At 32.3% G+C, this 25,573-nt stretch carries 26 protein-coding genes, 1 pseudogene and 1 riboswitch; of the genes and pseudogenes, 12 read left to right on the top strand and 15 right to left on the bottom strand.

The window, feature by feature from the left end; all coding sequences use genetic code 11:
• Window positions 1-8: 8 nt before the first annotated feature.
• Window positions 9-1,049, top strand: a complete 1,041-nt coding sequence (locus EW093_RS16305; protein WP_223111622.1) for a ribonucleotide-diphosphate reductase subunit beta — start codon at window positions 9-11, stop codon at window positions 1,047-1,049.
• Between the two features lie 80 nt (window positions 1,050-1,129).
• Window positions 1,130-2,464 (top strand): FAD-dependent oxidoreductase, encoded by a 1,335-nt coding sequence (locus EW093_RS16300; protein ID WP_149569415.1) that lies wholly within the window; start codon window positions 1,130-1,132, stop codon window positions 2,462-2,464.
• A 27-nt stretch (window positions 2,465-2,491) separates the two neighbouring features.
• On the opposite strand, the gene EW093_RS16295 is transcribed toward EW093_RS16300, so the two are convergent.
• The 5 genes from EW093_RS16295 to guaB form a co-directional block, all read right to left on the bottom strand.
• A complete protein-coding gene (locus tag EW093_RS16295) occupies window positions 2,492-2,977 on the bottom strand; it encodes a ferritin family protein (RefSeq protein WP_149569414.1) in 486 nt (161 codons plus the stop codon).
• Window positions 2,978-3,007: 30 nt separating this feature from the next.
• The gene (locus EW093_RS16290) at window positions 3,008-3,382 is read right to left on the bottom strand and encodes a Fur family transcriptional regulator (protein ID WP_149569413.1); all 375 of its coding nucleotides are present in this window, start codon (window positions 3,380-3,382) and stop codon (window positions 3,008-3,010) included.
• Window positions 3,383-3,473: 91 nt separating this feature from the next.
• Entirely contained in the window at window positions 3,474-5,024 is a 1,551-nt protein-coding gene (gene guaA / locus EW093_RS16285) for a glutamine-hydrolyzing GMP synthase (protein ID WP_149569412.1), read from the bottom strand.
• Complete coding sequence (purA, locus tag EW093_RS16280) at window positions 5,009-6,238, bottom strand: adenylosuccinate synthase (protein ID WP_149569411.1); 1,230 nt, start codon at window positions 6,236-6,238, stop codon at window positions 5,009-5,011. Before purA ends, guaA begins: the two co-directional genes overlap by 16 nt.
• Before the next feature lie 10 nt (window positions 6,239-6,248).
• Entirely contained in the window at window positions 6,249-7,688 is a 1,440-nt protein-coding gene (gene guaB / locus EW093_RS16275) for an IMP dehydrogenase (RefSeq protein ID WP_187759754.1), read from the bottom strand.
• Between the two features lie 255 nt (window positions 7,689-7,943).
• Between guaB and EW093_RS16270 the strand changes: the two genes are divergently transcribed.
• Entirely contained in the window at window positions 7,944-9,434 is a 1,491-nt protein-coding gene (locus EW093_RS16270) for a pallilysin-related adhesin (protein ID WP_149569409.1), read from the top strand.
• Window positions 9,427-10,212 carry a nucleoside triphosphate pyrophosphohydrolase gene (gene mazG, locus EW093_RS16265; protein ID WP_149569408.1) on the top strand — a complete coding sequence of 262 codons (786 nt, stop codon included), beginning with the start codon at window positions 9,427-9,429 and terminating at the stop codon, window positions 10,210-10,212. The genes EW093_RS16270 and mazG overlap by 8 nt, the downstream gene beginning before the upstream one ends.
• Here the strand turns inward: mazG and EW093_RS16260 are convergent.
• The 6 genes and pseudogenes from EW093_RS16260 to folD form a co-directional block, all read right to left on the bottom strand.
• Complete coding sequence (locus tag EW093_RS16260) at window positions 10,201-11,868, bottom strand: YcaO-like family protein (RefSeq protein WP_149569407.1); 1,668 nt, start codon at window positions 11,866-11,868, stop codon at window positions 10,201-10,203. The two genes, mazG and EW093_RS16260, sit on opposite strands and share 12 nt — an antisense overlap.
• A gap of 1 nt (window position 11,869) precedes the next feature.
• Window positions 11,870-12,814 (bottom strand): hypothetical protein, encoded by a 945-nt coding sequence (locus EW093_RS16255; RefSeq protein WP_149569406.1) that lies wholly within the window; start codon window positions 12,812-12,814, stop codon window positions 11,870-11,872.
• Window positions 12,807-13,073, bottom strand: a complete 267-nt coding sequence (locus EW093_RS16250; protein ID WP_149569405.1) for a hypothetical protein — start codon at window positions 13,071-13,073, stop codon at window positions 12,807-12,809. Before EW093_RS16250 ends, EW093_RS16255 begins: the two co-directional genes overlap by 8 nt.
• A gap of 20 nt (window positions 13,074-13,093) precedes the next feature.
• The gene (locus tag EW093_RS17905) at window positions 13,094-14,350 is read right to left on the bottom strand and encodes an IMP cyclohydrolase (protein WP_223111621.1); all 1,257 of its coding nucleotides are present in this window, start codon (window positions 14,348-14,350) and stop codon (window positions 13,094-13,096) included.
• A complete protein-coding gene (locus EW093_RS17900; protein WP_149569404.1) occupies window positions 14,343-15,038 on the bottom strand; it encodes a hypothetical protein in 696 nt (231 codons plus the stop codon). The genes EW093_RS17905 and EW093_RS17900 overlap by 8 nt, the downstream gene beginning before the upstream one ends.
• 16 nt (window positions 15,039-15,054) lie before the next feature.
• Window positions 15,055-15,938: pseudogene (gene folD, locus EW093_RS16235) on the bottom strand (bifunctional methylenetetrahydrofolate dehydrogenase/methenyltetrahydrofolate cyclohydrolase FolD).
• Between the two features lie 231 nt (window positions 15,939-16,169).
• Here folD and EW093_RS16230 point away from each other — a divergent pair.
• Entirely contained in the window at window positions 16,170-16,604 is a 435-nt protein-coding gene (locus tag EW093_RS16230; protein ID WP_149569403.1) for a hypothetical protein, read from the top strand.
• 31 nt (window positions 16,605-16,635) lie between these two features.
• The gene (locus tag EW093_RS16225; RefSeq protein WP_149569402.1) at window positions 16,636-17,121 is read left to right on the top strand and encodes a hypothetical protein; all 486 of its coding nucleotides are present in this window, start codon (window positions 16,636-16,638) and stop codon (window positions 17,119-17,121) included.
• On the opposite strand, the gene EW093_RS16220 is transcribed toward EW093_RS16225, so the two are convergent.
• Window positions 17,118-17,753 carry a Crp/Fnr family transcriptional regulator gene (locus tag EW093_RS16220; protein WP_149569401.1) on the bottom strand — a complete coding sequence of 212 codons (636 nt, stop codon included), beginning with the start codon at window positions 17,751-17,753 and terminating at the stop codon, window positions 17,118-17,120. The genes EW093_RS16225 and EW093_RS16220 overlap by 4 nt on opposite strands.
• A gap of 6 nt (window positions 17,754-17,759) precedes the next feature.
• Window positions 17,760-18,716 carry a cyclic nucleotide-binding domain-containing protein gene (locus tag EW093_RS16215; RefSeq protein ID WP_149569400.1) on the bottom strand — a complete coding sequence of 319 codons (957 nt, stop codon included), beginning with the start codon at window positions 18,714-18,716 and terminating at the stop codon, window positions 17,760-17,762.
• A gap of 126 nt (window positions 18,717-18,842) precedes the next feature.
• Here EW093_RS16215 and EW093_RS16210 point away from each other — a divergent pair, with 126 nt between their 5' ends.
• From EW093_RS16210 to EW093_RS16200, 3 genes are read left to right on the top strand one after another with little or no spacing between them, the layout of a single operon-like run.
• Window positions 18,843-19,670, top strand: a complete 828-nt coding sequence (locus EW093_RS16210) for a PHP domain-containing protein (protein WP_149569399.1) — start codon at window positions 18,843-18,845, stop codon at window positions 19,668-19,670.
• Window positions 19,671-19,679: 9 nt separating this feature from the next.
• A complete protein-coding gene (locus EW093_RS16205; RefSeq protein WP_149569398.1) occupies window positions 19,680-20,117 on the top strand; it encodes a hypothetical protein in 438 nt (145 codons plus the stop codon).
• A complete protein-coding gene (locus EW093_RS16200) occupies window positions 20,101-20,943 on the top strand; it encodes a peptidoglycan DD-metalloendopeptidase family protein (protein WP_149569397.1) in 843 nt (280 codons plus the stop codon). Before EW093_RS16205 ends, EW093_RS16200 begins: the two co-directional genes overlap by 17 nt.
• A 1-nt stretch (window position 20,944) precedes the next feature.
• Here EW093_RS16200 and EW093_RS16195 read toward each other — a convergent pair whose 3' ends face one another.
• Both EW093_RS16195 and EW093_RS16190 read right to left on the bottom strand, forming a co-directional pair.
• The gene (locus EW093_RS16195) at window positions 20,945-21,358 is read right to left on the bottom strand and encodes a MaoC/PaaZ C-terminal domain-containing protein (RefSeq protein WP_149569396.1); all 414 of its coding nucleotides are present in this window, start codon (window positions 21,356-21,358) and stop codon (window positions 20,945-20,947) included.
• Window positions 21,359-21,368: 10 nt separating this feature from the next.
• Window positions 21,369-21,809 carry an FAS1-like dehydratase domain-containing protein gene (locus tag EW093_RS16190; RefSeq protein WP_149569395.1) on the bottom strand — a complete coding sequence of 147 codons (441 nt, stop codon included), beginning with the start codon at window positions 21,807-21,809 and terminating at the stop codon, window positions 21,369-21,371.
• 194 nt (window positions 21,810-22,003) lie between these two features.
• Between EW093_RS16190 and EW093_RS16185 the strand changes: the two genes are divergently transcribed.
• The 3 genes from EW093_RS16185 to EW093_RS16175 are packed head-to-tail and all read left to right on the top strand — an operon-like array spanning window position 22,004 to window position 25,422.
• Complete coding sequence (locus EW093_RS16185) at window positions 22,004-22,477, top strand: RNA polymerase sigma factor (RefSeq protein WP_187759753.1); 474 nt, start codon at window positions 22,004-22,006, stop codon at window positions 22,475-22,477.
• Window positions 22,478-23,206 (top strand): hypothetical protein, encoded by a 729-nt coding sequence (locus EW093_RS16180; RefSeq protein ID WP_149569393.1) that lies wholly within the window; start codon window positions 22,478-22,480, stop codon window positions 23,204-23,206.
• Window positions 23,194-25,422 (top strand): caspase family protein, encoded by a 2,229-nt coding sequence (locus EW093_RS16175; protein WP_149569392.1) that lies wholly within the window; start codon window positions 23,194-23,196, stop codon window positions 25,420-25,422. Before EW093_RS16180 ends, EW093_RS16175 begins: the two co-directional genes overlap by 13 nt.
• A gap of 39 nt (window positions 25,423-25,461) precedes the next feature.
• A riboswitch (TPP riboswitch) is annotated at window positions 25,462-25,557 on the top strand.
• Window positions 25,558-25,573: the final 16 nt, after the last annotated feature.

Genomic DNA, 25,573 nt, shown 5'->3' with positions numbered 1-25,573 from the left:
GAGAAAAAGTGAAGATAAAAGAGAAAAAACTGTTTAATCCAACAGGTAGTGATAATTTAAATGATAGAAAAATAATTGGAGGGAATAGTACAAATCTTTTCAATCTAAATAATACAAAATATACATGGGCAAATAAACTGTATAGATCAATGATGGAAAATTTTTGGATACCAGAGAAAGTTGACTTAACTTCTGACTTTCAGGACTATCAAAAGTTAACAGAACATGAGAGAAAAGGTTATGATGGAATATTATCCTTTTTAGTATTCCTTGACTCAATACAGACAAACAATATACCCAAAATTTCGGATTTCATAACTGCCCCTGAGGTAAACTTAATACTTGCAATACAGACATACCAGGAAGCTATACATAGCCAAAGTTATGCATATTTGATTGAGTCCTTAATACCAAGTGATAAGAGAAACAATATATATGAATTTTGGAGGGATGATAAAATTCTATACGAAAGGATAAGTTTTATAGCTCAAATTTATCAAGACTTTCATGATAAGGATAGCAGTGAAAATTTTGTAAGGAGTTTAATAGCTAATTTTCTTTTAGAATCAGTCTATTTTTATAATGGTTTTAACTTTTTTTACCTATTGGCTAGTAGAAACTTAATGCCAGGTTCTGCCGATATAATTAGGTATATAAATAGGGATGAATTAACCCATGTAGTTCTATTTAAAGAGATGATTTTAGCTATTATGGAGGAGAGTCCCGGTTTAATTACAGAGGAGTTGGTCTATCCTATGTTCCAAGAGGCTGTAAAACAAGAGATTGAGTGGACAAACCATATTTTAGGAAATGAGATCCTAGGTATTACAGTTAATAGTACAGAGTCATACACAAAATATATAGCTAATCAGAGGTTAAAATCTATTAATATGAACCCCTTATATAAAGGTTACGATATTAATCCATATGCTCATTTAGAGAGAATTGCAGACACTGAAGGAGCTGGAGATGTAAAAGCTAACTTTTTTGAAAGTACAGTTACTAGTTACAATCAATCTAGTGCAATAAGTGGATGGGAAAATCTATAATTTTTTAAATAATAATAATTATCAATATTGATTAATTCTTTATTTATCGATAATATTTAAATTAATAATAAGGAGCATATATGAAAGTAATAGTTTTAGGAAATAATCATGCAGGAACAGCAGCAGTTACACACATTTTAAAAGAGAATCCAGGGACAAAAGTTGTTTCTTATGATAGAAATGATAATATTTCTTTTCTAGCCTGTGGTATAGCACTATGGGTTAGTAATACAATAAAAAAACCCGATGGACTGTTTTATTCATCACCAGAGAAACTAGCTGCACTAGGTGCAGAAGTTCATATGAGACACGAAGTACTTAGTATCGACTTTAAAGCTAAAGAAGTTAATATAAAAAATCTGGAAACAGGTGATACCTTTACAGATAGTTATGATAAATTAGTTATGGCTACTGGATCTTGGCCTATTAAACCACCTATACCAGGAATTGATAATGATGGAATAAAATTTTCAAAGCTATTTCAACATGCAGAGAATATTATTGAAACTATAAAGTCTGATAGAGTTAAAAATATAACTGTAGTAGGTGCTGGATATATTGGTATTGAACTTGTTGAAGCATTTTATAAACACGGGAAGAACGTAACATTAGTAGAGGCCCAGGATAGAATCCTTTGTAACTACTTTGATAATGAGTTTACAGAAAAACCTACAAAGTCCTTAGAAGATAAGGGGATTGCTGTTAAGACTCAAGAGAAGGTTATGGAGTTTATTGGAGAGAATGGACATGTTACTAAGGTTGTAACTGACAAGGGTGTTTATCCTGCAGATATGGTAATTATGTCAGTAGGATTTAAGCCTGTAACAGACTTTGCCAAGGGACATCTAGAGATGCTTCCAAATGGAGCGATAAAGGTGGATGAGTATATGTACACCTCTGATCCAGATGTTTTAGCGATTGGAGACTGCGCATCAATTTACTCAAATGCGATAAATGATACAGCGTACATAGCCCTTGCTACAAATGCTGTTAGAATGGGTATTCTAGCTGGTAAAAACATTATAAATAAAAGTATTAAGCATCCAGGGACTCAGGGATCAAACGCAATTAGTATATTTGAATATAAGATGGCATCAACAGGTCTATCTGAAACAGCTGCTAAAGCTAGAGGTTTAAATGTAAAAACAAATACAGTAACTGATACAAACAGACCAGAGTTTATGCCGACATATGATGATGTACAGATAAAAGTTGTCTATGATAGTGAAACTAGAAGACTCTTAGGTGCTCAGATATTATCAACAGGTGATTACACCCAGTGTATACACACCCTATCACTAGCTATACAACAGCAGCTAACAGTTGACCAATTTGCTTTAACAGATTTCTTCTTTTTACCCCACTTTAATAAACCAGTATCATATCTAACTTCTGTAGCACTAGATGCAAAGTAAAAAAAATCCCTCTGACGAGGGATTTTTTTATTTTATAAGTAACTCACTTTTTTTATTCATTAAAATATGAACATGATTCATCTCTTCGGAAATAATCTTCTCAACAATAATTTTATCAGACTCTGAAGATAAGGAACTTTTAAGGCCTACATAGAATAGGATAGTATCGTGCTCTCTCTGAATTGACCAATCTATAATATCTTCAATAGAGTCAGAACTAGAGAGAAGACTATCTAAATCCTCATCACTCTTAAATATAATTGAGTCTGTTAAGGACTCAATATACTTTGATATTATATTATCAGGATCATATACTGTATTAAGCTCATCAGTTGAGACAAACTCTTTTTTTAATCCTTTAAATACAGAGTCGTGGGCAATCTCTTCCTTAGCTAAAAAATTAAAAAAGTCAGAGAATTTATTGATCTTCTTTGCAGCTTTAATATAAAAATCATAACCTGATTTCTCTATTCCACTTGCAATATCCATTATTTCACTTAAGCTATACTTCATATCTTTACCTCTTGATGTATAAAAGTTTTATTACTTACATTTAGAACATTTACCATAGTATTCTAAGTTAAAACCTAAAAAAGATCTATCTTTGTACCACTGACTGTTCTCATCAATTACTGGAGAAGTAACTCTCTCATGAATATCTTCAACACAGCCACATTGAACACATCTAAAATGGGGATGTGGTGTAGCTACAGGGTCAAATCTTTTTTGTCCAGCCCCTTCCAATTTTAAAATTTTCCCTTGCTGACTCATTTGATCTAAATTTCTGTATACTGTACCAAGGCTAACCTTAGGAAGAACTTTTCTAATTTCCACATAAATTTCATCTGCAGTGGGATGGTCTACATGTTTCATGAGTTCATCTAAAATAACCTTTCTCTGATTTGTCATTCTAACCATAAAAACTCCTCTATTGTTTTATTTATATATAGAATGTTTAACTATATCACAGTGGTAACTATTTGTCTAGTTATAGTAATCATTACTATTATTATTCCCACTCTATAGTTGCTGGAGGTTTAGAAGAGATATCATAAGTCACCCTTCCAATATCCTTTACAGAGTTTGTAATAAGAGCTGATATCTCTAAAAGATCCTTCATTGGGAAATCATAAACATCAGCGGTCATACCATCAGAGGAAACAACGGCTCTTAAAGCTAAAACGTAGCTATAATCCCTAGCATCACCAGCTACCCCTACACTTTTCACAGGAAGAAGAACACTAAAAGCTTGCCAAATTTTATCATATAAACCACGTTTTCGAAGTTCATTTACATATATATAATCTGCGTCTCTTAATATATCACACTTCTCTTTTGAGACTTCACCTATAATCCTTATTCCTAAACCAGGTCCAGGGAATGGGTGTCTATCTACTATTGTATTACTTATACCTAAGATTCGACCTAACTCTCTAACTTCATCTTTATATAAAAACTCTAATGGTTCTATAATTAATCCGGCTTCTCTCTTCTCTTCAATTGCTTTACAGCCAACATTATGATGGGATTTAATTACCTGTGCATTTTTTCCAACACCCTTTCCTGACTCTATTAAGTCTGTATATAGTGTTCCTTGGGCTAAGAAGTAGTCCCCACTTAGGGTTGATCTAATCTCATCCTCTTGCACTTCAATAAACATATTACCAATTATTTTACGTTTTTTTTCTGGATCTGACTCACCACTTAAAGGACCTAAAAACCGATCTCTTGCATCAATTAAGTGAAGATGTTTAGCTCCTAGCTTTTTTAAGTTCTCTGAGACTTCCTCAGACTCACCCTTTCTCATTAAACCAGTATCAATATACATAAAATGTACTTTATTAGGATCTAAAGTTTTAAGAAGAAGTCCACCAGCAACTGTTGAGTCTACTCCCCCTGAGATTAGTAAAAGAACCTCTTTATCACCAACTCGTTCTCTAAGTTTTTCACCCTCTTTGGCAATATAAGTCTCCATGCTCCACTCTTTTTTAGCACCACAAATACCACAGGCAAAGTTTTCCAGAATTTTAGTTCCAAACTCACAGTGGGTTACTTCAGGGTGAAACTGTAGACCATAAATACCCCTATTAACATCACAAACAGATGCTGGTAGATTGTGTTCAGATAGGGCTGTTAATGTAAAACCATCAGCTAAGACATCTAAACTATCACCATGGGACATCCATGAAACAAATCCATCAGGTATATCCTTAAATAGATCATTTTTATTTTGATATGAAATTTTACTTCTACCATACTCTTTAGTTGCCAAAGGTGCTACTTTCCCACCTAAATCGTAGGTAATTCTCTGAAGGCCGTAACATATTCCTAAAAGAGGTACATCTAAATCAAATATTTTCTTATCAGGAACAGGTGCTCCGTCTTGGTATACAGAGTAAGGACTCCCTGATAGAATTACACCCTTAACATCATCTGTTAAATGCTCCTCTAACTCTATGTCACCAGGTACAATATCAGTATAAACACCAAACTCTCTAATTCTTCTTGCTATTAATTGGCATGTTTGACCACCAAAATCTAAAATTAATATTTTGTCCATGGATCCCTTCTATTAAATGTACATGATCTATCAGCACCTACAGACACAATACTAATAGGTGTACCTGTATACTCTTCAATGTAATCAATATACTCTCTTGCTTCTTTAGGTAGATCTTCATATTTTTTTATTTTTGATATATCACACTTCCAGCCTTTAAATGTTCTTGTAACAGGTTTTACACTATTAAGTAGATCAATTCTTGTTGGAAACTCATCGGTTTTTTTCCCATCTATTTCATAGAATTCACAAACCTTAACTTCATCCATCTGATCATAAACATCTAAGTGAGTTAAAACTAGGGAGTCTAAAGAGTTGGAAATACAAGCATATTTTAGTGCAACCATATCTAGGTAACCACACTTACGTGCTCTACCAGTTGTTACACCATACTCTCCACCTATCTCTCTAATGAGATTCTCTAAATCCCCATCTCCAGCTTCTTTAATATCAGAAGGAAAAGGACCATTACCAACCCTTGTAGAGTAAGCTTTAAAAACACCTATAACATTATCCATCGCCCTTGGACCCATACCAGTTCCTACAGATGACCCACCTGCACATGAATAACCAGATGATACAAAGGGATATGTTCCATTATCTAAGTCTAATAGAGTTCCTTGGGCACCTTCAAAAAGAATATCCTCATCTTTAATTGAATTAAGATAGTAGGCCCCATTAACAACCATTGGTTCCATTCTCTTTTTATAAGGATCTAGATAATCCCTAATCTCTTGATCTAAGGAGTTATAAAATCCTTCATCATAGAGGTCACCTATCCTAATATTATCCCGATGAGCCTTTAAAGAGTAAGCTATCCCAATACCTCTACCAGTAGTTCCTATTGGTCGAATTCTTTTAGATTCCATCTCCAGGTCTAGTTCTTTATGGAATGGAAGAACTAAATGAGCTCGATCTGAGATCTTAACTCGCCCTTCCCACTCTAAACCTTGAGCCTTGATACCTTCCAACTCTTTAAATAGTTGTGTTGGATCAATAACAACTCCGTGACCTAACAATACATCACTATTAGGATATACAATTCCTGATGGGACAAGATGAAGTTTGTATACTTTGTCTCCATTAACGATGGTATGGCCAGCATTAGCCCCACCGGAATAACGAACTACGACCTTAGCCTTTTCTGCTAAATAATCAACAATTTTACCTTTACCTTCATCTCCCCACTGGGCACCGATGACAACAAGTTTCATCTAATCTTCCTTAACTTCGTGAATAATTTGGTGCTTCTTGAGTAATGCTTACATCATGGGCATGACTCTCCCGAAGACCTGCGGATGATATCTTAACAAATTTCTTATACTTTCGCAATTCATCTATACTCTTACAACCGGTATATCCCATACCTTTTTTCAATCCTGTTACAAGTTGTTCTAAATATGGCTTAAGTTCACCCTTATATGGAACTCTTCCTTCAATTCCTTCAGGTACTGGTGAGTCTCCCTCTTTCATCTGATATCTATCCCCTGAACCATCAACTATAGCTCCAACAGATCCCATACCTCTATATGTTTTAAAAATCCGACCTTCATATATTATCTCTCTACCTGGAGCTTCTTTTAGTCCTGCAAACAGATTTCCAACCATTACAGCATTTGCTCCAGCACCAATCGCTTTAGAGATATCCCCAGAAAATTTAATTCCTCCATCTGCAATTACTGGAATATCATATTTCTCTGCTACTTCACAAACATCAGCAACTGCTGATAATTGGGGAACACCAATACCAGCCACAATTCTTGTGGTACATATTGAACCAGGACCAATTCCAACTTTAATAGCATCAGAACCTGCATCAATTAATCTCTGAGCAGCCTCTTTTGTTGCTGCATTACCACCAATAACAATAATATCATAGGTAGCCTTAATATCTTTTATACAATCTATAACTGATTTAGTATCACCTGAGGCTACGTCTAATACAATAAAATCAACTCCTGCTTTTTTTAGTAAAGGAATCCTTTTATGGTAGTCTTGGGGACTAATAGCAGCACCACATAACAGTCGACCTTTAGCATCCATTGCTGCATTGGGAAACTGTTCATGTTTTTCAAGATCTTTTACAGTTATTAAACCTGTTAATTCCCCTTCATCGTTAATTACTGGAACTTTTTCAATTCTATGTTTATTAAACTTCTCTTTAGCTGTTTTAACAGTAGGCTCACCTTTCTCAACAACAGGATTTTTTGTCATTATAGATTCAACTTTTAGAGTAAAGTCTGTACAAAAACGAAGGTCCCGGCCAGTTATTATTCCAGCTAACTTTCCACCCTCTACTACAGGTAGACCTGAAACCTGATACTTTTCCATTATAATTCTAACATCTGCTATAGTTTGATTTTTATCGACTGTTATAGGAGAATCAATTACCCAATTTAGGTATCTTTTTACCTTAGAAACTTGTTTAGCTTGTTCTTCGTATGATAAATTTCTATGAATTACACCAACTCCACCCTGCAGGGCAAGTGCTATAGCCATCTTGTCTTCGGTTACAGTATCCATAGCTGCTGACATTATTGGAGCATTTAAATATACCCCTTTAGCAATTCTTGTTTTTACGTCTGCATTTGCATAAAAAAAATCCGCATAACTTGGGACTAATAATACATCATCATAGCTAAGTTTTTCTTCAATTTCTAACATTTTTATAACTCCTTATATTTATTTAAACTAAAACTAACTCTTTTATATATAAAAAGCCCATATTAAAGTTATTAATATGGGCTTATTAAATTAAAGTATATATTCTCTGTGATATTTATTTTTTATGTAAGTATTTATTATTAGATGTGTTTCCATAAGAAAATATGGCAGAAAGATATAGTTTTGTAAAGTCTAACAGGGATATTTTTTAAATATCAGTAGTATTTTTTTTTAACATTCTATAACATTCTTTATATGGTAAAACGACACTTTTTAATATTATTAACACTACTTTTAATGATTTCTTGTAAAGAGAGTAATAGAGATGATAAATTAGAAAAAAAAGAGATTGAGATAAAAGAAATTACAAATATTAAAGAAAAAAAAATTGTAGATGAGAAACTGAATAAATCCATCGAAACATTTATCGATGTTGATCAACTATATCCAGAGTTAACAGCTGTGGAGAAAAAAGACTCTAACTTAGACCTAGATGAGTCTATAGAGCAGTTTATTATATTAATAGATAACCTAAATTTAGTAACAATTTTAGTTGCAGACTTTAATAAAATTACTAGAGAATACTTTGTGGCCTGGGAAGTTAGACTTCCTTTTATATATAACTCAGATTTTAGTATGAGTGAGCAGGATATACTAGCCTATAAACACAATATGGAACTTGTTGTTTCAGGAACAACTATAGCCAATAACAATGCACTCTATATATTTAGAAAGTCTGCACCTCCTAAGGGAATACATATCTATTACAAAACTATTTTTTCCTATGAAACAACAGGAACAATAGAATTAATTACTCCAAATAGAAGTTTAGACTACAATGAGAGTCGAAAAGAGAGTGATATCCCCTATAGTGTGGCAGTTGAACAGACAAATATTATTAATGAAAATACAATTGCCATTACAAAAGAGAACTGGGTTTGGGATAAACGTAGAAATATTTTTTTTAGAGAGAGTGCTGAGACAACTGAACAGAAAATAAATGTTAAAGAGAAGTTAAGAAACGTATATTATGGAAATAAAAATAACTTTCTAAAATTTATAAACGGAGAGTGGCTATCTAAGGGTTTAGACCCCCAGGAGAATAGAATAATTATAATTGACTCAAAAAATGATAAGGTTCTATTTAAATATAAAGATGGAGTTGAAGAGTACTATATCTATAGCTTCTATCAAAGTTTTAAAAAACTAATAATAAACTTAAGGAATTCAGATGTATCAACTATACCATACAAACTATATTTTACTTTAGATAGCACAGACTCATTTACAATAACACCTCCTTCAAATACCTCCACCCTATGGGACGGTAGTTATAACAGGATTAATAATGTTATTAAATCTTCTCTAATATCAGATACGAATATTGATATAAAAAAGGAGATTCCATTTACAGGAATATATAAAAATGTAGCTTATACATTAAATTTCTCATACCCTGACTACACTAAAACAGATTCAATAACAGGAGCTATTGAAGAGGGAACTTTTGAACTTTTAAAACTAGAAGATGATCAATTAATTTTACAGTTAAGAGCAAAAAGCAGTCTTAGATCAGTATATAATGTTAAAAATTACCAGTTGTGGTACTCTGAGCAGAAATTAGAGTCCCAAGCTATTAGAACAATAAAAATACATGAGGGAGTTTTAACTACCCATGGAATAGAAATTAAATCCGATGTAAACCCAATAAAATTTGAACAGACAGAGGTAATTAGTAATGAATAATTCTGAATATAGTAGATTATTAGACATTATAAAAAAGCTAAGAGACCCACAAAGTGGTTGTCCATGGGATTTAAAACAGAGTGTAGAATCACTAGCCCCTGCACTTTTAGAAGAGTGTTGCGAGTGTATAGACGGTGTCAATAATAGGGATTTAGTAAACATTAAAGAGGAGTTAGGTGATATTATTTTTACCACATCACTAATTTCATATATTATAGAACAAGAGAATAATGGTTCAATAGATGATATAATAAAAAATGTTAATGATAAGATGGTAAGACGTCACCCACACATATTTTCAAATACACAGGGTGTAGACAGTAGTGAAAAAGTTCTACAACAGTGGGAAGAAATAAAAAAGAATCAGGAAGGAAGAGTTAAGAAAAATCTTCTAGATAAAATCCCAACAAGTCTTCCTCCTTTAGAAAAATCCTTTGAGATACAAAAAAAAGTTGAAAAGGTAGGTTTCGACTGGGAAAATATTAATGATATTTTTAATAAGATTTTAGAAGAGACACAGGAAGTTAAGGATGCGATAGACTCAAATAACCAGGATAATCTAGAAATGGAGATAGGAGACTTGCTATTTTCAGTTGTTAATCTCTCTAGATTCCTTAAAATTGATCCTTCTAAAGCTTTAGCTAGAACTAATAATAAATTCCTTAAAAGATTCAGCTTTATAGAGGATCAAATGAGAAGTAAAGAGTTAGTTCTACATAAGGACAACTTTAAAATAATGGATGAACTTTGGGATAAGTCCAAGGAGCTAGAGAAGTAATTTTCTATACTTCTTATACACACCACTAATCTTTTTATGTTTATCCAGATCTGAATAATCATCTAATATTAGTGGAAATAATCTTCTAGGAATTACCCCATTTATAGCCATCTCTATATCCTTAATAATCTCCTTAGTATAAAGAACACTTAAGGTGTCAAAGTCATTATCCAATATAGCCAGATTAAGTCCACTCCAAAAACCTAATCTTCTCTTATCAACTAAACTTAAGTCAATTTGATAATTTAGAATATACTTAATTTTATCTACATTTTTTTGCTGTATATATAATAGTAGTTCAACCTCGTCTGCCAATAAACTATGCAGAAGATGTTCTTCATCTGTTGATATCCCTAAATACTCAACTATTCTAGTATCACCACTAATATAACTACAGTTGAACCACTCTATATTCTCCAATAAAATATCATTATCTAAATCTCTTTTTAAAAATGATCGAATATAACCTACACTGTTTTTATATTCATACTCCAAATCTTCAACAGGGTAGATCTCAGAAAGGTGGGGAATAATAGTTTGGGAGACCCACATATCACCAATCTGTTTGGTTCTATAAAAGTACTCATACCCCTCTTTTTTTAATACAGTATTTAGAAAATCCAAATCACTAGTATTTTTATCATATTGCCACAAGGTAAATTCTTCATTTATGGGTTTTACAATATTATAATGAAGTATTCCGGAAGAATTAATAAAGTGGGACTCAAGATTAGCTTCATCTGCAACCTGATCATAATTATTAGAGAGGCTTGAGAATCCCTCAAAAGATTCTAACTTTCTTCCCTGTAATAGCTCTGTTAAACTTCTATCAATAGCTACATTTACTATAGGGTGTGAACCAAAGGATGACAAAACAGAACCGTTTTCCAAGTTGATTAATAAAACACAGATAACTGGAAATCTTCCCTTTAAAGATGCATCCTTTACTTTTACAGAGAAACCAAAGCTCTCAATCTCATTGATAGTATCAATAAAATCATTTTCAACAAGATAGCTTCTATCGATATCAGGAAGGGATAACCCCTCACTTATTATATAGTTTTTAACTCCCCTTTCAATTGCTTCAGATACTCCTTGAACAAGGGTTTCAACCTCGCTATTCCCTGCTGATAAACCATTACTAGCGTAGATATTCCTTAACAACTCAACTGGAAAGTTTACAACACCACCCTTATTATGTGTAAATGGCAGGGATATAATAGACTCTTTATTACAAAGACCTGAGTCTAAAAAAGCATTAGATTCCAATACATTATTAGGATCGTAAAACTTCCATAATTTTTTATTTAATAAACTCTTTTTATAATTATTATCATTAGGAACTCGAACTTCATCTGGGGAGTAGAGCCATCCCTCTTCACCTAAGTGATCTAAGGCGTAATCAAAAAAGAAAAAACCTGTACCTAAACGCTCTAAAAACTCACAATATGCACTAGCTAAACAGTTCTCTTTTGTAGATCCTTTACCATTTGTATAAAAAGGAGAGTCCTTATCTTGAAGATTAACTGACCAAATATTCTCAACTTGATGAATTAATTCCTTCTCTTCTAAATCAAAACCAGCAGATTTTAATAAACCCTTAACAATAGTTATTGTTTCTAAAACATCCCTATATTTTCCTAATATATTAGCCATATCATTCCTTTATATACAAACCTATCTGTTTTAACTCTTCAATTGTTTTATCCCTATTTTTAGTAAAGATATATAGATCAAACACATTTCCAACTTTATCAAAAAACCAGTCAAGTTTCATCTGCTCAACTATATTTATTATTCCAGCAGCTTCTAATTTATTCTGGAATTGACCGACATTTATTTCAAAATCACTACTCTCCTTATTAGGTAAGTGGGGTATCTGCCTTAATTCACTATCTATACCAATATAGTTATTTGGATCCTTTAATAACATATAGCGATTTTTCGAGACTAAATAGTTTAAACTATTACTATCTGGGATCGGATTATTAAATAACTCATATTTTAGAAAATCATAATTAAAATAGCTCTTATCAACTTTTAATAAGTAGTATTTAGCCAGCTCAATCTCACCAGTTAATCGGTAGAGATGGGATAACATAGAGTTATACCTATTATTTAGCTCACTAGGAATACTTTTTTCCAAATCTAGAAGCTTACTTAATGATTCAGAGTGATAACCTAATAGTATTAACATATCTATTGAATTTAATAGTGATGATAAATCTATATAACTTGGGGATATGTAAGCTGCCTTTTCATAATATATACCAGCACTCTGTATCTGCCCTGTTAGCTCATAAATCTGCGCTATCTTTTTATATATCCTAAATCTAGACTCTTTATTCTCCATAAATTTCACATAGGTTGTTAGAAAATTCAAAGTTTGATCTAGTGAGTTAAAAAGTGTTGCACTATACAGTAACTGCTCAATAATACTGTCTTGGTTTATATCATTAATGTTTTCTTCAAAATATCTTCTGATCTCAACATCAAAGGAATCATAATCACCTAGTGCTTCATATTTTAAAGCTTCATCATATGAATCGGAGAAGATAATAGACGTAGAAACAAAAAATAATATTAAAAATAACCTATTCATCAATTTCTATATTTTTAATCACTGTTCCTTTTTCTTTTTCTTTTTTTCTACTTTTAAAGTTCTTAGCAATATAAAAAGGGAGAAATGTAACTACTCCTAATAAATAGGAAACTGCTAAGGATATAAATAGAGAGATGTTATTAAATGTCAAAGCATCATTAAACCAAAACCTTATACTAACTTTTGTATCAAAATTTAATCCAAAAAAACATACTATAAATGAAATAATAATAATCTGTATAAAAAATCTTCTAATCATAACATCTCTCCATATCTATTTTAATGTCTAAAACTTCTTTGTCCTGTATAAACCATAGTTGCTCCGTACTCATTACAAGCTTCAATTGCTTCAAAGTCTCTAATTGAACCACCTGGTTGAACAATAGCTGTAACACCCTGTTTTAAACCAATGTCAACTCCGTCTCTAAATGGGAAAAAGGCATCAGAAATCATAACACTCCCAATTAAACCACCCTTCTCATTTTCAACTTCTTTTAAAATCTCATCCCTCTTTGCCTTATCTTCTAAAACATTAAAAGGTGTTTGATATTTCTCCCATGATTTTCTATCTGCTAATTTTCTGTAAGCTTTATCAATAGCAATCTCAGCAACACCTACTCTATCCTGTTCACCTGTACCAATTCCTACAGTAGCACCATCTTTTACATAAATTACAGAGTTACTAGTAACACCAGCTTCTACAAGCCAGCCAAAAATCATATCCTCTAGCTCTTTTTCTGTTGGTTTTCTATTAACTTTATACTCAGTTCCCTTATAAGTTGTCTCCGCAGGTAAAAAATCAGCAGCGGATTGAGCTTGAGGTGTATATGAATATTGTACCATCATCCCACCATCAATCATAGCTTTTACTTCAAGAACTCGCTCTTTTGCAAATTTTTGTAGTTTTTCTATATTTTTAACCCTAACAACTCTCAAATTCTTCTTTGATGCAAAAACTTCCAATACACCATCAGCAAAGGATGGAGCTATAATAACCTCATGGTAGTACTCAACCATCTTTTTTGCAGTTTCTAAATCTAACTCTCGATTTACAGCTATAGCACCACCAAAGGCTGCAATTCTATCAGCCATTAAAGCCTTATAATAAGAGTCATAAACATTTTCTGCAATTGCAACACCACAGGGGTTATTGTGTTTAATTATTATTGTAGCTGGCTTATCAACCATGTATCTTAAAATATTTAAAGCACTATCAATATCAGCAATATTTATTTTACCAGGGTGTTTACCAGACTGTAATAACTCTACATCGGAACCTAGATAGTTCCCAGGCTTAATAGTCTCTACGTCTCCAAAGTTTAGGTTCCCATCTACAAGTTTATAAAGGGCTGCTGGCTGACACGGGTTCTCTCCATATCTTAATCCCTTCTCTTCACCATCTATACTCCATGTAACTTTCTCATATAACATTGTCTGTCTATCAGTAGAATCATTAAAAAATGAAACTTCCATATTCTTAGGAAAAGAGTCACTATTAATTGTTTTATACGCCTGTTTTAAATCTTTCTTAATCATCTAATTTATCCTGGAAATCATATTGAGACATAACTTTAGCTACGTCCTGTTTTAATAAATACTCACTAATAGCCTTATCGTAATCAGCGGTATGGCTAAAGGAGTTTCTTGCACAGTTAAATCTACTCTCTAACCCGATGTAACCCTGGTTTTGTTTTAATTCATCAACAATATCTTTATACATTGTAGGGTTTGACAGGGAGACAACTCTTAAGTAGTTTTTAGCACTTGCTCTTAACATACATGGGCCACCAATATCAATATTGGCCCTAGCATCCTCTACAGTTACCCCCTCTTTGGCAATAGTCTCTTTAAATGGATATAAGTTAACAACAACCATATCAAGGGCAACTCCCTCTGTTCTAACTAGGTCCTCTTTATGAAACTCATTATATGTCTCACTTAAAATACCTAAATAGATTTTAAAATCTAAGGTTTTAACTAAACCACCCTGCATCTCAGGTTGTCCTGTGAAGTCAGAAACTGCTCTTAAATTTTTTGACCATTTATCACCTAAAATTTCTTTAATTTTAGTGAAGGTCCCACCTGTTGAGTAAATATTAATACCAGGGTTTACTTCAACTAAACCAGCTACTAGTGTCTCTATTTCTGCTTTGTTTGAAACACTAATTAAAACGTTATTAATTTTAACTCTTTTATCAATTTTGCTTACTCTATTAAGAGCCATAATTAATCTCCTATATCTATTTTATTTTATTAACTCGTTTAGCTGACTCTACAGTGTTATACATCAACATTGTTATAGTCATAGGTCCAACCCCCCGGGTACCGGTGTAATTTTTGAGGCAATATCCTTAGCACCATTAAAATCCACATCGCCTACTAATCTATAACCACTTTTTTTAGTATTATCTTCAACTCTGTTAACACCTACATCAATAATAACAGCCCCTGGTTTAATCATATCTTTTGTTATCATATTTGCTCTACCTGCTGCAGCTATTAAAATATCAGCTTTTAAGCAGTGCTCTTTTAAGTTTTTAGTTCTTGTATGACAGATGGTAACTGTTGCGTTCCCTGGATTACTCTTTTTAAACAACATATTTGCAACAGGGGCACCAACAGTGTTACTTCTCCCAACTACTACAACTTCAGCACCCTCTGTTTTAACATTTTCTCTCTCTAATAGTTTTAAAATTCCAAAGGGAGTACAGGGTAAAAATGTATCTACACCAATCATCATATTACCAATACTAACAGGATGAAATCCATCCACGTCCTTATTTGGGTCAATTGCATTTATCACTTTTAATTCATCTATATGTTTTGGTAGTGGCAGTTGTACTAAAATCCCATTAACTTCATTGTCATTATTTAGTGTTGAGACTAATTTTAATAACTCATCTTCTGTAGTTGTTGCGGGAAGCTCATAACTTTTTGAAAGTATACCAACCTCTTCACATGCTCTTTTTTTACCAGTAACATAAGAGATACTAGCAGGATCTTCTCCAACTAAAACAACAGCTAATCCTGGAACTATATTTTTCTCTTTTAAAAGTGTAGTTTCAGCTTTTAACTCCTCTCTTATCTCTTTTGCAACTTGCTTTCCATCAATAATATTTCCCATTCATATTCCTCTTAATTATTTTTATCATAATTAAACTCTATCTGTATATATAATTATGGGATTTTCTTACATAAATAGATTGCATAAACAATTTCACTTTATTAGTGCATTTGGCTCAGAAAAAGTGTACTATATATATAAGTAGTCTATATAACATTGGTGACAAATTATTGTTTATCGTTGGACTATTTTAAATAAAAATTTTATATTTTAATAATAAAGGAAAGAATTATGAGCACAGAAGAAGAAAGACAAATAATTAGTGACTTACTAAAGTTGTATCCAGATGTAGTAAACAATTTAGGAGGAGAAAAGGTAGTAAATACTGATAGTATTTTAGAGAGAATTGCTAACTACATTGAAAAGCATAAGTGGCTAGTAAATGAGAAGATTCCCTACACAATAACCCTAGAACAGGCTTTCTTTTCATGGTATGAAAATGTATTTTTCCCTCAATGGACTGAAATGGTTAACTCGAATATACTAACTATATTAAATAAATATACACCATATGAACTATATAAAATGGTATCTACCGAGTATTTTTATTTAATGGAATCGGATAGAAGTACATATTATAACAAAGCGTGTTATGCTGTTATATTAAGAGAGTCAAAATCATTCTTTACACGACTATCTGCAAAAATAAAATTATCTAGGTTATAAAAATCCATTTTGGATTCCTAAAAGGTAACATGTGAATAGACAATTTTTAATATTATTGCTTCTTAGTATAGTAACATTCAAAGGGTTTTCATTAGATAGCATTAAAAGTGCAATTAATATAGATTTTGTTGTTGATCCTGTTTATGAAGAAGAGACTATACCAAGAGGCGCTAATATCAGGTTAATAAGATATTTTATACCCAACCTCTATTGGGGTTTCTCCTTTAAAATTATTAATAAAAACTATACATCTCTAATAGGTTTAACAGGTTTTGATCTAAAAATTAACTCAAACCTATCTATACCTTTTAATATTGGTTATGGTTTGAAAATTAAAAGTTTCTCCCTAAGTCCTGATAATCAAGAAGGGATCGACTCCTTTATATATGCTCTTTCAGGTTTACAGTGGAATGTTGATGAACAGTGGGGATACACTATATATGCATCCTATGACTATGATTTTCTAAACTCAAATAATAAACTACTTCTAAGTCTTGGAATAATGTATAAATACTAGTTACTCTTTCTATATTGGGAGACTGTTCTTTTTAAAGAATCTGGTTTTTTAACAACAATCTGATCCCTTAAAATCTCTATTTTATTCTTACTAACAATCTTTTCTAATACTGATTTACACTCATTTTCGGGGATACCAGCCCAATGGGCTATATCACTTATATTTGCATCAATTACAGTATTTGGTCGCAAAACACCAAAGTTTGTCTGTTTCTCAATTAACATTAATAAAACATCGTATAATTTAACTTCAAGATCATCTATAGTTAATGTCATAAATCGCCTTCGTTGATCAAAGATCCTTTTAGATAATATTTTTAAAAGATTAAATGCTAACTGTGGTTGCCCCTTCATTAACATTTCAAAGTTGTTTTTATTAAATTCAAGTAATACACAATCTTCATATGCTATAATGGAAGCACTTCTAGGAGCATTTTCCAAAATTGCCATCTCTCCAAAAAACTCTCCGGCTTTTAAAACGTCTAGGGTTTTCTCAACATCATTAATAACTTTAACAACACGAACGGAACCACTTTGGATTAAATAAAATTCGTTACCAGGTTCGAACTCACAAAATATCATCTCATTAGCTGAGTATCTAACCTCAAATTTCTTAAATATTGACATGTCCATTAATAATTAACCCTTTAGTTCCTTTAATGCAAGATGAGACAAAGGTGTACCTTCAGCCCTTTTCATAACCTGTTTTAAGAATAATTTAGACTGCTCTAAATCTCCTAACTCCTTATACGAACTACCTACATAGAACATAACCTCATTAATCTTGTTATAATCCTTATGCTTAGATAAAAACGTTGAGTAATTTTGAATACACTGCTTATAGTTTTTAAGCTTATATAAACAGGCTCCATTAAAATAGAGAGCATCTACTTTGTGATAACCATCCTGAGATTCTAAAACCTTAGAAAAACACTCATGGGCCTTTCCATAATTCTCTTCAGCCATATAGTTCTCACCTTCCTGGAAGAATAGGGCAATATCCTCATCATCTTCCTTAGTTGTCTCACCGAGAGGACTACTTGCTTGTTTTTTACTAACAGAGTTTAATGATCCGGTTTTTATATCATTAATATACTTACCATTAGGATAAAGTTCATTATATTTTTTAAAACAGTAATTACCATGTTCTACCTTATGTTGTTTTAGAAAATACCGACCTAACTCGTATAAATTCTCTTCAGGATCACTACTAGAGTGAACACTACTCTCTTTTTGGTCATTTAACTCTTTAATGTCCTTATGAATTTTCCGCAATTGGTTAGAAAAAACAACCAATGTCTGCATCATAATTCTATTATTACTTAGTATAAACGCTTCAAAATCCTCTTTGTAAAAAACAACTAATTCGGAATCTGTTAAAGTAGACACTGTTTCTGAGTAAGGTTGGTTGCTAATAACATTTTTAACACCAATAAATTCACCTACTTTGATCATTGTTAATATATCTTCATTACTCTTTAAATCCTTGGATTTTGTTACAATTGAACCTTTTTTAAGAATATAAACCCTATTAGGAGCATCTCCTTTAAAATAGACAATAGAGTTTGATTTATACTTAACAGTTTTAATTCCCATTATATCTCCTGGAGCTATTTTAATAATAAAAGGTGGGGTATGACACTGTCAATAACTTTATTAAATTACAAACAAATTCATAAATAACTATTTATTATATACTGTATAAAAAGTAAATTATATACAATGATAGATTTACATTCACATACAACTTGTTCCGATGGTTCATTGACTCCTAAAGAATTAATTCAAAAAGCAAAAGAGATTGGCTTAAAAGCTATTGCAATTACAGACCATGACACACTATCTGGATTAAAAGATGGGAAAGAAGCTGCCATAGAAAGTGATATAACATTTATTCCAGGTGTGGAACTTGAGATAACATATCCATATAAAGGAGAGTTTCATCTTCTAGGTCTTGGTTTAAAAAAAAATGATGGTGCTTTAAGTAGAGCTTTAGATGAATTGCAAGATTATCGAATAGAGAGAAATAGAGAGATGATTCATCTGCTGAATAAGGATGGAATCAATATTTCATATAATGATCTAACAAGTATTGCAGGAGGGGAAATTATTGCGAGGCCCCACTTTAGTAGATTTTTAGTAAATAATGGGTATGCAAAAAATCAAAATGAGGCATTTAAAAAGTACTTAACCCCAGGCTGCCCCTATTTTGTCCCAAAAAGATCATTAGAGCTAAAGGATGCAATAAATTTAATACACGAATCAGAGGGAAAAGCTGTAATAGCCCACCCCCAATCCCTATATATATCTTGGAGTAAACTTCCTGAGATCCTAAAAGGGTATAAAAGTCTAGGCTTAGATGGAATTGAAGCTTGGCACGGTGGAAACAGTAAGAAGGATTGTACAAAGTTTGAAAAAATTGCTTCAGACCTTAAACTTATAGTTTCAGGTGGTTCTGATTACCATGGACTAAATATTGAAGACAGGGTCTTAGGTGTTGGTGCTGGAGAGAGAAGTATTCCGGATATATTTTTATCCAACTTTATATAGGAGTTACAGATGAATTTAATTAAAAAAATGGTTGTAGGGTATTCAAGCCTTTTGGAAAAAGGGAGTAAATCGATATTAACAGGATTTAAAGTTATACTTTTTATACTATTTGTTTTTGGTGTATCGGTTTTAGTTGTCTACCCCCTTTGGTTCTTAGCCGATAAATCCCCTGCTAGCTATTCCCAGTTTGTAAAAATCACAATTATAGTAGTAGTAATATCCTACATACTATTTAAAATAGTATCAGTAATTAAAAGCGGTGGTTTTATTTATTTTTTAACTACATACCTTATACCTTTTTTTACAAAGATATTCAAAATAGCTCTTTTAATATCTACAATTTTACTTACTATTTACCTCTATAGTAGCTCATTACTCCTTGGAGTTTTATCTACAACTTTTTTATTATTTATATACGGGATTATAAAATTTGGTTTTAAAAAATAAGATTTTTTTAATATTACTAACACTAATAAACTCAATTACTCTTTTCTCATATCCAGAAATTTCAACTAGAAATAGTGATATCTTATTTAAACAGGTTGTTGCTGATATCAAAGAGAATAATAAGAGAATATTATTGAGAAAAAAGATAGTTCAACCACAATTTTATAAGTATATTATTAAAAATGGAGACACTATTTTCTCTATTGCATCTAGATTTAATATAAGCTACGACTCCATAGCGACCCTAAATAGCTTAGAAAACAAACTTTTTTTTCCAAGTCTTAAATTCGTCTATATTCCTACCTGTCCAGGGATATATACTGAAAAGATTTTTAAAGATTCCAATATAGTTGAAGTTAATTTTAATAATAAAAACATAAAACTATACCCGGGAAGAGGGTTTTCTGCTACGGAAAGACTAAATTTTTTAGTAACTCCATTTAAAAGTCCATTAAACAGTCCAATAATAACATCAGAATTTGGAAATAGAGAGAATCCATATACAGGGAATACAGAGTTCCACTCTGGTTTAGATTTTAGGGCATCTATAGGGACTAAGGTTCTATCCCCCTATGATGGAGAGATTAATAATATAGGTTATTCTGAATTTTATGGGAATTATTTAATAATTAAACACCCCAATGGGTATTCATCCCACTACTACCACTTAAACAGGGTAATTTTAAAGGTGGGAGATAAGTTAAAAAAAGGTGATTTAGTTGCTACTACGGGGAACAGTGGTAAGTCAACAGGCCCTCATCTACATTTTGAAATTCATCTAAATGAAGAGCCTATTAACCCAAGACTACTTCTTGGTGAAGTATAAATTATAGCTTTATTGTAACCTTTCCATCAACTTTTACATCACCAGATGTATCTTCTATATAAACCTTACAATCAACTAAAGAAAACCCGTCTCCTGGAGTAATTTTCTTAATCTCACCCTTTGCAATTAAAGTATCACCAGGTACAGTTTTACTCTTAAAACTTACACCGTACTTTGTTACGTGTTTTATACCAGACCAATCTGATATAAGCTTTCCTAGCATACCCATTATCAACATACCGTGGGCAATTGTACCGTCTAAACCCGCCTCTTTAGCGTAGGATGGGACTGTATGTATTGGGTTAAAATCTCCTGCAGCTCCAGCGTACTTAATAAGCTGTACCTGGGTTACTTCATCAAATTTAATTTCAGGGATAATATCTCCAACACTCAATTTATTTATATCTAAACTCATATTACTCTCCCTAGTTTGCCGGTGGAACCATAATAGTCATTTTTGCAATTAAAACAACTTCACTTCCCCGTTTAAATGTAGTTTTAAAACAAGCCATCTGCATCTTTCCATCCCTTAAGGAGTCCACAGATACAGTACCTGTAAGTTCATCACCTGGATAAATTAGTTCTAAATATTCATACTCCTCTTTTGCATGAAGAAGCCTTTTAATATCAATACCAATCTCAGTCATTCTATTCCAGATCTCAGGGTATCCCCAAAAACTCATCAATGAAGCAAATGTTAAAGGTGCAGGACTGTCCTTATACCCATCTTTTTTTGCCTCTTCTGAATCGAAATATATTGGATTCTTATCACCAATTGCACCACAAAGTTCTTTAATTTTGCAGTGCTCTACTTTGAAACTATAAGAAGGAAACTCTTTTCCCTTATAACTCATATCTAATGCCATTTCCCATCTCCTAAAAGATTTTATAATTAACTATATAATAAAAAGTTTAAAAATTAAATGTTTTTATATAATAATATTCAAAAAGTGTCAAAATAAAAATATATAACTTAATTTACATTAGTCTGCCAATGAATATAATAATTAAAAAAGTAACATATTAATAAGGTAGAGGTTTTACATATATGGAATCGAAAATGGATATAGAATTATTGTACAAAAAATATGGACCTATGGTTTATAGACGGTGTAAGACAATGCTTAAAAATGAAGAGCAAGCTACAGATGCGATGCAGGATGTTTTTGTTCAATTAATTAGAAAAAAGGATGATTTAACTATGGATGCTCCATCAAGTCTTTTATATACAATAGCAACAAATACCTGCTTAAATATCATAAGAAAAAGGAAAAACACTCCTGAGTGTGAGTCTGATGAGATCCTACAAATAATTGCAAGTTATGATGATCCTACTAAATTAGTTCTCACAAATCATTTTTTAGAGCGATTATTCAAAAGTGAGAAAAGTTCTACAAAAACTATAGCAGTTCTGCACTATGTTGATGGATTTACACTAGAGGAGACAGCCAACCAAGTAGGCCTTTCTGTCTCTGGAGTTAGAAAAAGATTAAGAAATTTAAGAGAAAAGTCTCTACTATTAAAGGAGCAATAGATGTCAGATAAGAAATTTAACCTTCGCCTTGAGCAGTATAAACTGGATGACTTAAAAAACAAGAAGATAGATTTAAATGAGAGTGATAAAGAGTATTTAGATTACATTGAGAGCTCAAATAAAAACTTCTTTGAAAAATTTAATATTAGTGAACTTGCAGAGGAGACAAAAACTAGATTAGATAATAGCCCTAGTATTGTAAAATTCCCCAAAAAAGTAGTAACAGGACTATTAACTGCTGCTGCATGCCTAATCCTTGTTTTTAATATTCTTCCTACAGCAGACTCTAAAGATAGCGATGATATACTACTTAAGGGCTCTGAGCAGATTAACATATATTTAAAAGATATGGATAAAATTGAAAAATTGAGAGACCTAGATAGGGTTTATGAGAATGATCAACTACAGATAACATATAAGACATCAGACAATTTTGGGATTATCTTCTCTGTTGATGGGTTAAACAATATAACATTTCACTATCCAGAGGAGGTCTTTAGCTCTACTAAACTTGATATTGGTAAAGAGGTAACACTTCCATCCTCTTATACCCTAGATGCTGCCCCCTACTTTGAGAAATTCTACTTAGTAACTTCAAATAGCTCATTTGATTTCTCCTTTGTAAGAAATGCAACACTTGATATAAAAATTGATCAGGGAAAAATTGTAACAGATTTAGAACTGCCATCAAAATACAATATTAAAACTATAACACTATTAAAGGAATAAAAAATGATAAAAAAATAAGAATAGCAATTTTTCTTCTATTATCAATATCACTTTATTCAAATGAGAACCGTTTAGTAAAAAGGTACGCTATACTTATTGGGGTTAATGATGGTGGGGATGAGAGAGCCATATTAAGATACGCAGAGTCCGATGCTAAAATGATAGCAGAAGTTTTCTCGGATATTGGTGGGATTGAGAAAAGTGATAGTATATTACTTCTAAACCCTACCCTATCTACTATTAAAAGATCCCTAGACCGATTAACAAAAAGAATAATGTCTGATGGGGATAAAACTAGAACTGAACTTGTATTCTACTACTCTGGCCACTCAACAGAGGAGGGATTATTAATTAGAGATGATTTATACTCATATTTAACCTTAAAGCAGGATCTTGAGAACACAACAGCTGATGTTAAAATAGGAATTCTAGACTCCTGTTCCTCTGGGGCATTTACCCTTTTAAAAGGTGGTAAACACAGTGCTGCATTTTTAGTTGATGAGTCTATAAAAACAACTGGACACGCATTTATCACATCATCTGCAGAGGATGAGTCAGCCCAGGAGTCAAATACTCTTCAGGCATCATTTTTTACCCATTTTCTTGTATCTGCACTTAGGGGAGCTGCAGATACGTCCCTAGATGGTAAAGTATCACTCCATGAGGCCTATAGTTACGCCTCCAACGAGACCCTAGCTAGGACAGAAACAACACAAGCTGGGGCACAACATGCATCCTATGACTTTAGACTCTCAGGCTCTGGAGATATCGTTTTAACAGATTTAAGAAATGCAGAGTCCAGCCTTGAGTTAGCTGATGAAGATTTTGGTAGATTTTTTATCAGAGATAGGGAGGATAATCTAATTAGTGAGGTTAATAAAAAATATGGTTCATCCCTTAGAATATCAGTACCTTCATCAACTTATACAGTAATAAAAGAGGTTGATGGGATATATTATAAGCAACAAATTACCCTCTACGTTGGTGATAGTAAGCCCCTAACACTAAATAATTATAAAGAGTTTACACCTGAGAAGAATGTAATCCGTGGAGGAAAAAGTAATCAAATTGAGTATGATTTAAATGTTCCTGAAGCCACAGCTGTTTTTGGATGGTCCACAATGGATAATATACGTGAGTTAAGAAGTGATATAAATCTTTTTTCTAAGGCAGGTTCCCTTAATGGATTTCAAATTGCCCTAGGTAGTATGGTTATCAATGATGCCTTTGGGGCCCAGATTTCAGCACTCTTTAATGTAAATGGTGGAGATCTTTCCGGGTTACAACTATCAGGTCTATTTAATACAACTGGAGGGAATATTGAGAACTACGGAGTACAGATCTCAGGACTATACAATTGGATAAGTAATGGTTCAGACTCTGTAACACTTCAAAGCTCTGGTCTATTTAACCATATAGGATCTGATACTGAGGGAAATGTTGTTCAATTATCTGGTCTAAACAACTTTATAGGAGGGAACTCCCACGGTTTTAATATACAGCTAACAGGTCTTTATAATCGTAGTAAAAATACGTCTGGTATCCAATTAGCTGGACTTTTTAATATGTCTAAAAATATGAATGGTTTGCAAATATCATCTTTATTTAACAGTGGGGAGCAGTTTAAAGGTATACAAGTTTCATCCCTTTATAATAGTGCAGATAATGTTTATGGTGCTCAGATATCCCTAGTTAATAAAGCTGACTATGTATATGGAACTCAAATAGGTCTAATTAATATTAATAAGGATATTAAAGGCCTCTCTATTGGATTAATAAATATCTCAACAGATGGAATAAAAAACTTTAACTATAGGTACAATGATACAACTAAAGAACAGTTTATAGATTATCAGTTTGGATCTAGTATTTTATATCATCTACTATATGTTGGATTACCTAAGGACCTACAAAATATTGAGACCTTTAGTATTGGGGCAGGGTTAGGTCTTCATATCCCACTAGGAAGTCTATATACTGAAGCTGACTTCTCCTTAAATAACAGATTGTTATATACTAAAAACAATATTGAATATTTAAGAAGTCATCCAAATTTAAGCTTAAAGTTAGCTCTACCGTTATGGGATGACTTTGCAATATTTGCTGGTATAAATTTTGAATTTGAAGATATATTCTCCAATAATACACTTAATAATACATATTTAGATGATATAGAGATTGCTGAACACTCATTTTTTATTGGTTTCAGAATTTGATAGATATATGTTTACTTAATTTATAAAAAAATGTAATGTGAGGTAATTCCGGGGTGTTCACTCTTTGTGATCTGAGATTAAACCCGTTAACCTGATTTGGATAATTCCAACGTAGGGAGAACTTATCTCAATACCCCCAAAAAAGCATTTT

The organism is Thiospirochaeta perfilievii (assembly GCF_008329945.1).
GTDB lineage: Bacteria > Spirochaetota > Spirochaetia > DSM-2461 > DSM-2461 > Thiospirochaeta > Thiospirochaeta perfilievii.
Note: the sequence above shows the minus strand (reverse complement) of the source record. Positions and strands in the feature narration are given on the sequence as shown.

Excerpts from the sequence above, each read along its gene's own strand:
- EW093_RS16300 (WP_149569415.1), top strand. The coding sequence starts at position 1,130 with ATGAAAGTAATAGTTTTAGGAAATAATCATGCAGGAACAGCAGCAGTT.
- EW093_RS16295 (WP_149569414.1), bottom strand. The coding sequence starts at position 2,977 with ATGAAGTATAGCTTAAGTGAAATAATGGATATTGCAAGTGGAATAGAG.
- EW093_RS16290 (WP_149569413.1), bottom strand. The coding sequence starts at position 3,382 with ATGGTTAGAATGACAAATCAGAGAAAGGTTATTTTAGATGAACTCATG.
- guaA (WP_149569412.1), bottom strand. The coding sequence starts at position 5,024 with ATGGACAAAATATTAATTTTAGATTTTGGTGGTCAAACATGCCAATTA.
- purA (WP_149569411.1), bottom strand. The coding sequence starts at position 6,238 with ATGAAACTTGTTGTCATCGGTGCCCAGTGGGGAGATGAAGGTAAAGGT.
- guaB (WP_187759754.1), bottom strand. The coding sequence starts at position 7,688 with ATGTTAGAAATTGAAGAAAAACTTAGCTATGATGATGTATTATTAGTC.
- EW093_RS16270 (WP_149569409.1), top strand. The coding sequence starts at position 7,944 with ATGGTAAAACGACACTTTTTAATATTATTAACACTACTTTTAATGATT.
- mazG (WP_149569408.1), top strand. The coding sequence starts at position 9,427 with ATGAATAATTCTGAATATAGTAGATTATTAGACATTATAAAAAAGCTA.
- EW093_RS16260 (WP_149569407.1), bottom strand. The coding sequence starts at position 11,868 with ATGGCTAATATATTAGGAAAATATAGGGATGTTTTAGAAACAATAACT.
- EW093_RS16255 (WP_149569406.1), bottom strand. The coding sequence starts at position 12,814 with ATGAATAGGTTATTTTTAATATTATTTTTTGTTTCTACGTCTATTATC.
- EW093_RS16250 (WP_149569405.1), bottom strand. The coding sequence starts at position 13,073 with ATGATTAGAAGATTTTTTATACAGATTATTATTATTTCATTTATAGTA.
- EW093_RS17905 (WP_223111621.1), bottom strand. The coding sequence starts at position 14,350 with ATGATTAAGAAAGATTTAAAACAGGCGTATAAAACAATTAATAGTGAC.
- EW093_RS17900 (WP_149569404.1), bottom strand. The coding sequence starts at position 15,038 with ATGGCTCTTAATAGAGTAAGCAAAATTGATAAAAGAGTTAAAATTAAT.
- EW093_RS16230 (WP_149569403.1), top strand. The coding sequence starts at position 16,170 with ATGAGCACAGAAGAAGAAAGACAAATAATTAGTGACTTACTAAAGTTG.
- EW093_RS16220 (WP_149569401.1), bottom strand. The coding sequence starts at position 17,753 with ATGGACATGTCAATATTTAAGAAATTTGAGGTTAGATACTCAGCTAAT.
- EW093_RS16215 (WP_149569400.1), bottom strand. The coding sequence starts at position 18,716 with ATGGGAATTAAAACTGTTAAGTATAAATCAAACTCTATTGTCTATTTT.
- EW093_RS16210 (WP_149569399.1), top strand. The coding sequence starts at position 18,843 with ATGATAGATTTACATTCACATACAACTTGTTCCGATGGTTCATTGACT.
- EW093_RS16205 (WP_149569398.1), top strand. The coding sequence starts at position 19,680 with ATGAATTTAATTAAAAAAATGGTTGTAGGGTATTCAAGCCTTTTGGAA.
- EW093_RS16195 (WP_149569396.1), bottom strand. The coding sequence starts at position 21,358 with ATGAGTTTAGATATAAATAAATTGAGTGTTGGAGATATTATCCCTGAA.
- EW093_RS16190 (WP_149569395.1), bottom strand. The coding sequence starts at position 21,809 with ATGGCATTAGATATGAGTTATAAGGGAAAAGAGTTTCCTTCTTATAGT.
- EW093_RS16185 (WP_187759753.1), top strand. The coding sequence starts at position 22,004 with ATGGATATAGAATTATTGTACAAAAAATATGGACCTATGGTTTATAGA.
- EW093_RS16180 (WP_149569393.1), top strand. The coding sequence starts at position 22,478 with ATGTCAGATAAGAAATTTAACCTTCGCCTTGAGCAGTATAAACTGGAT.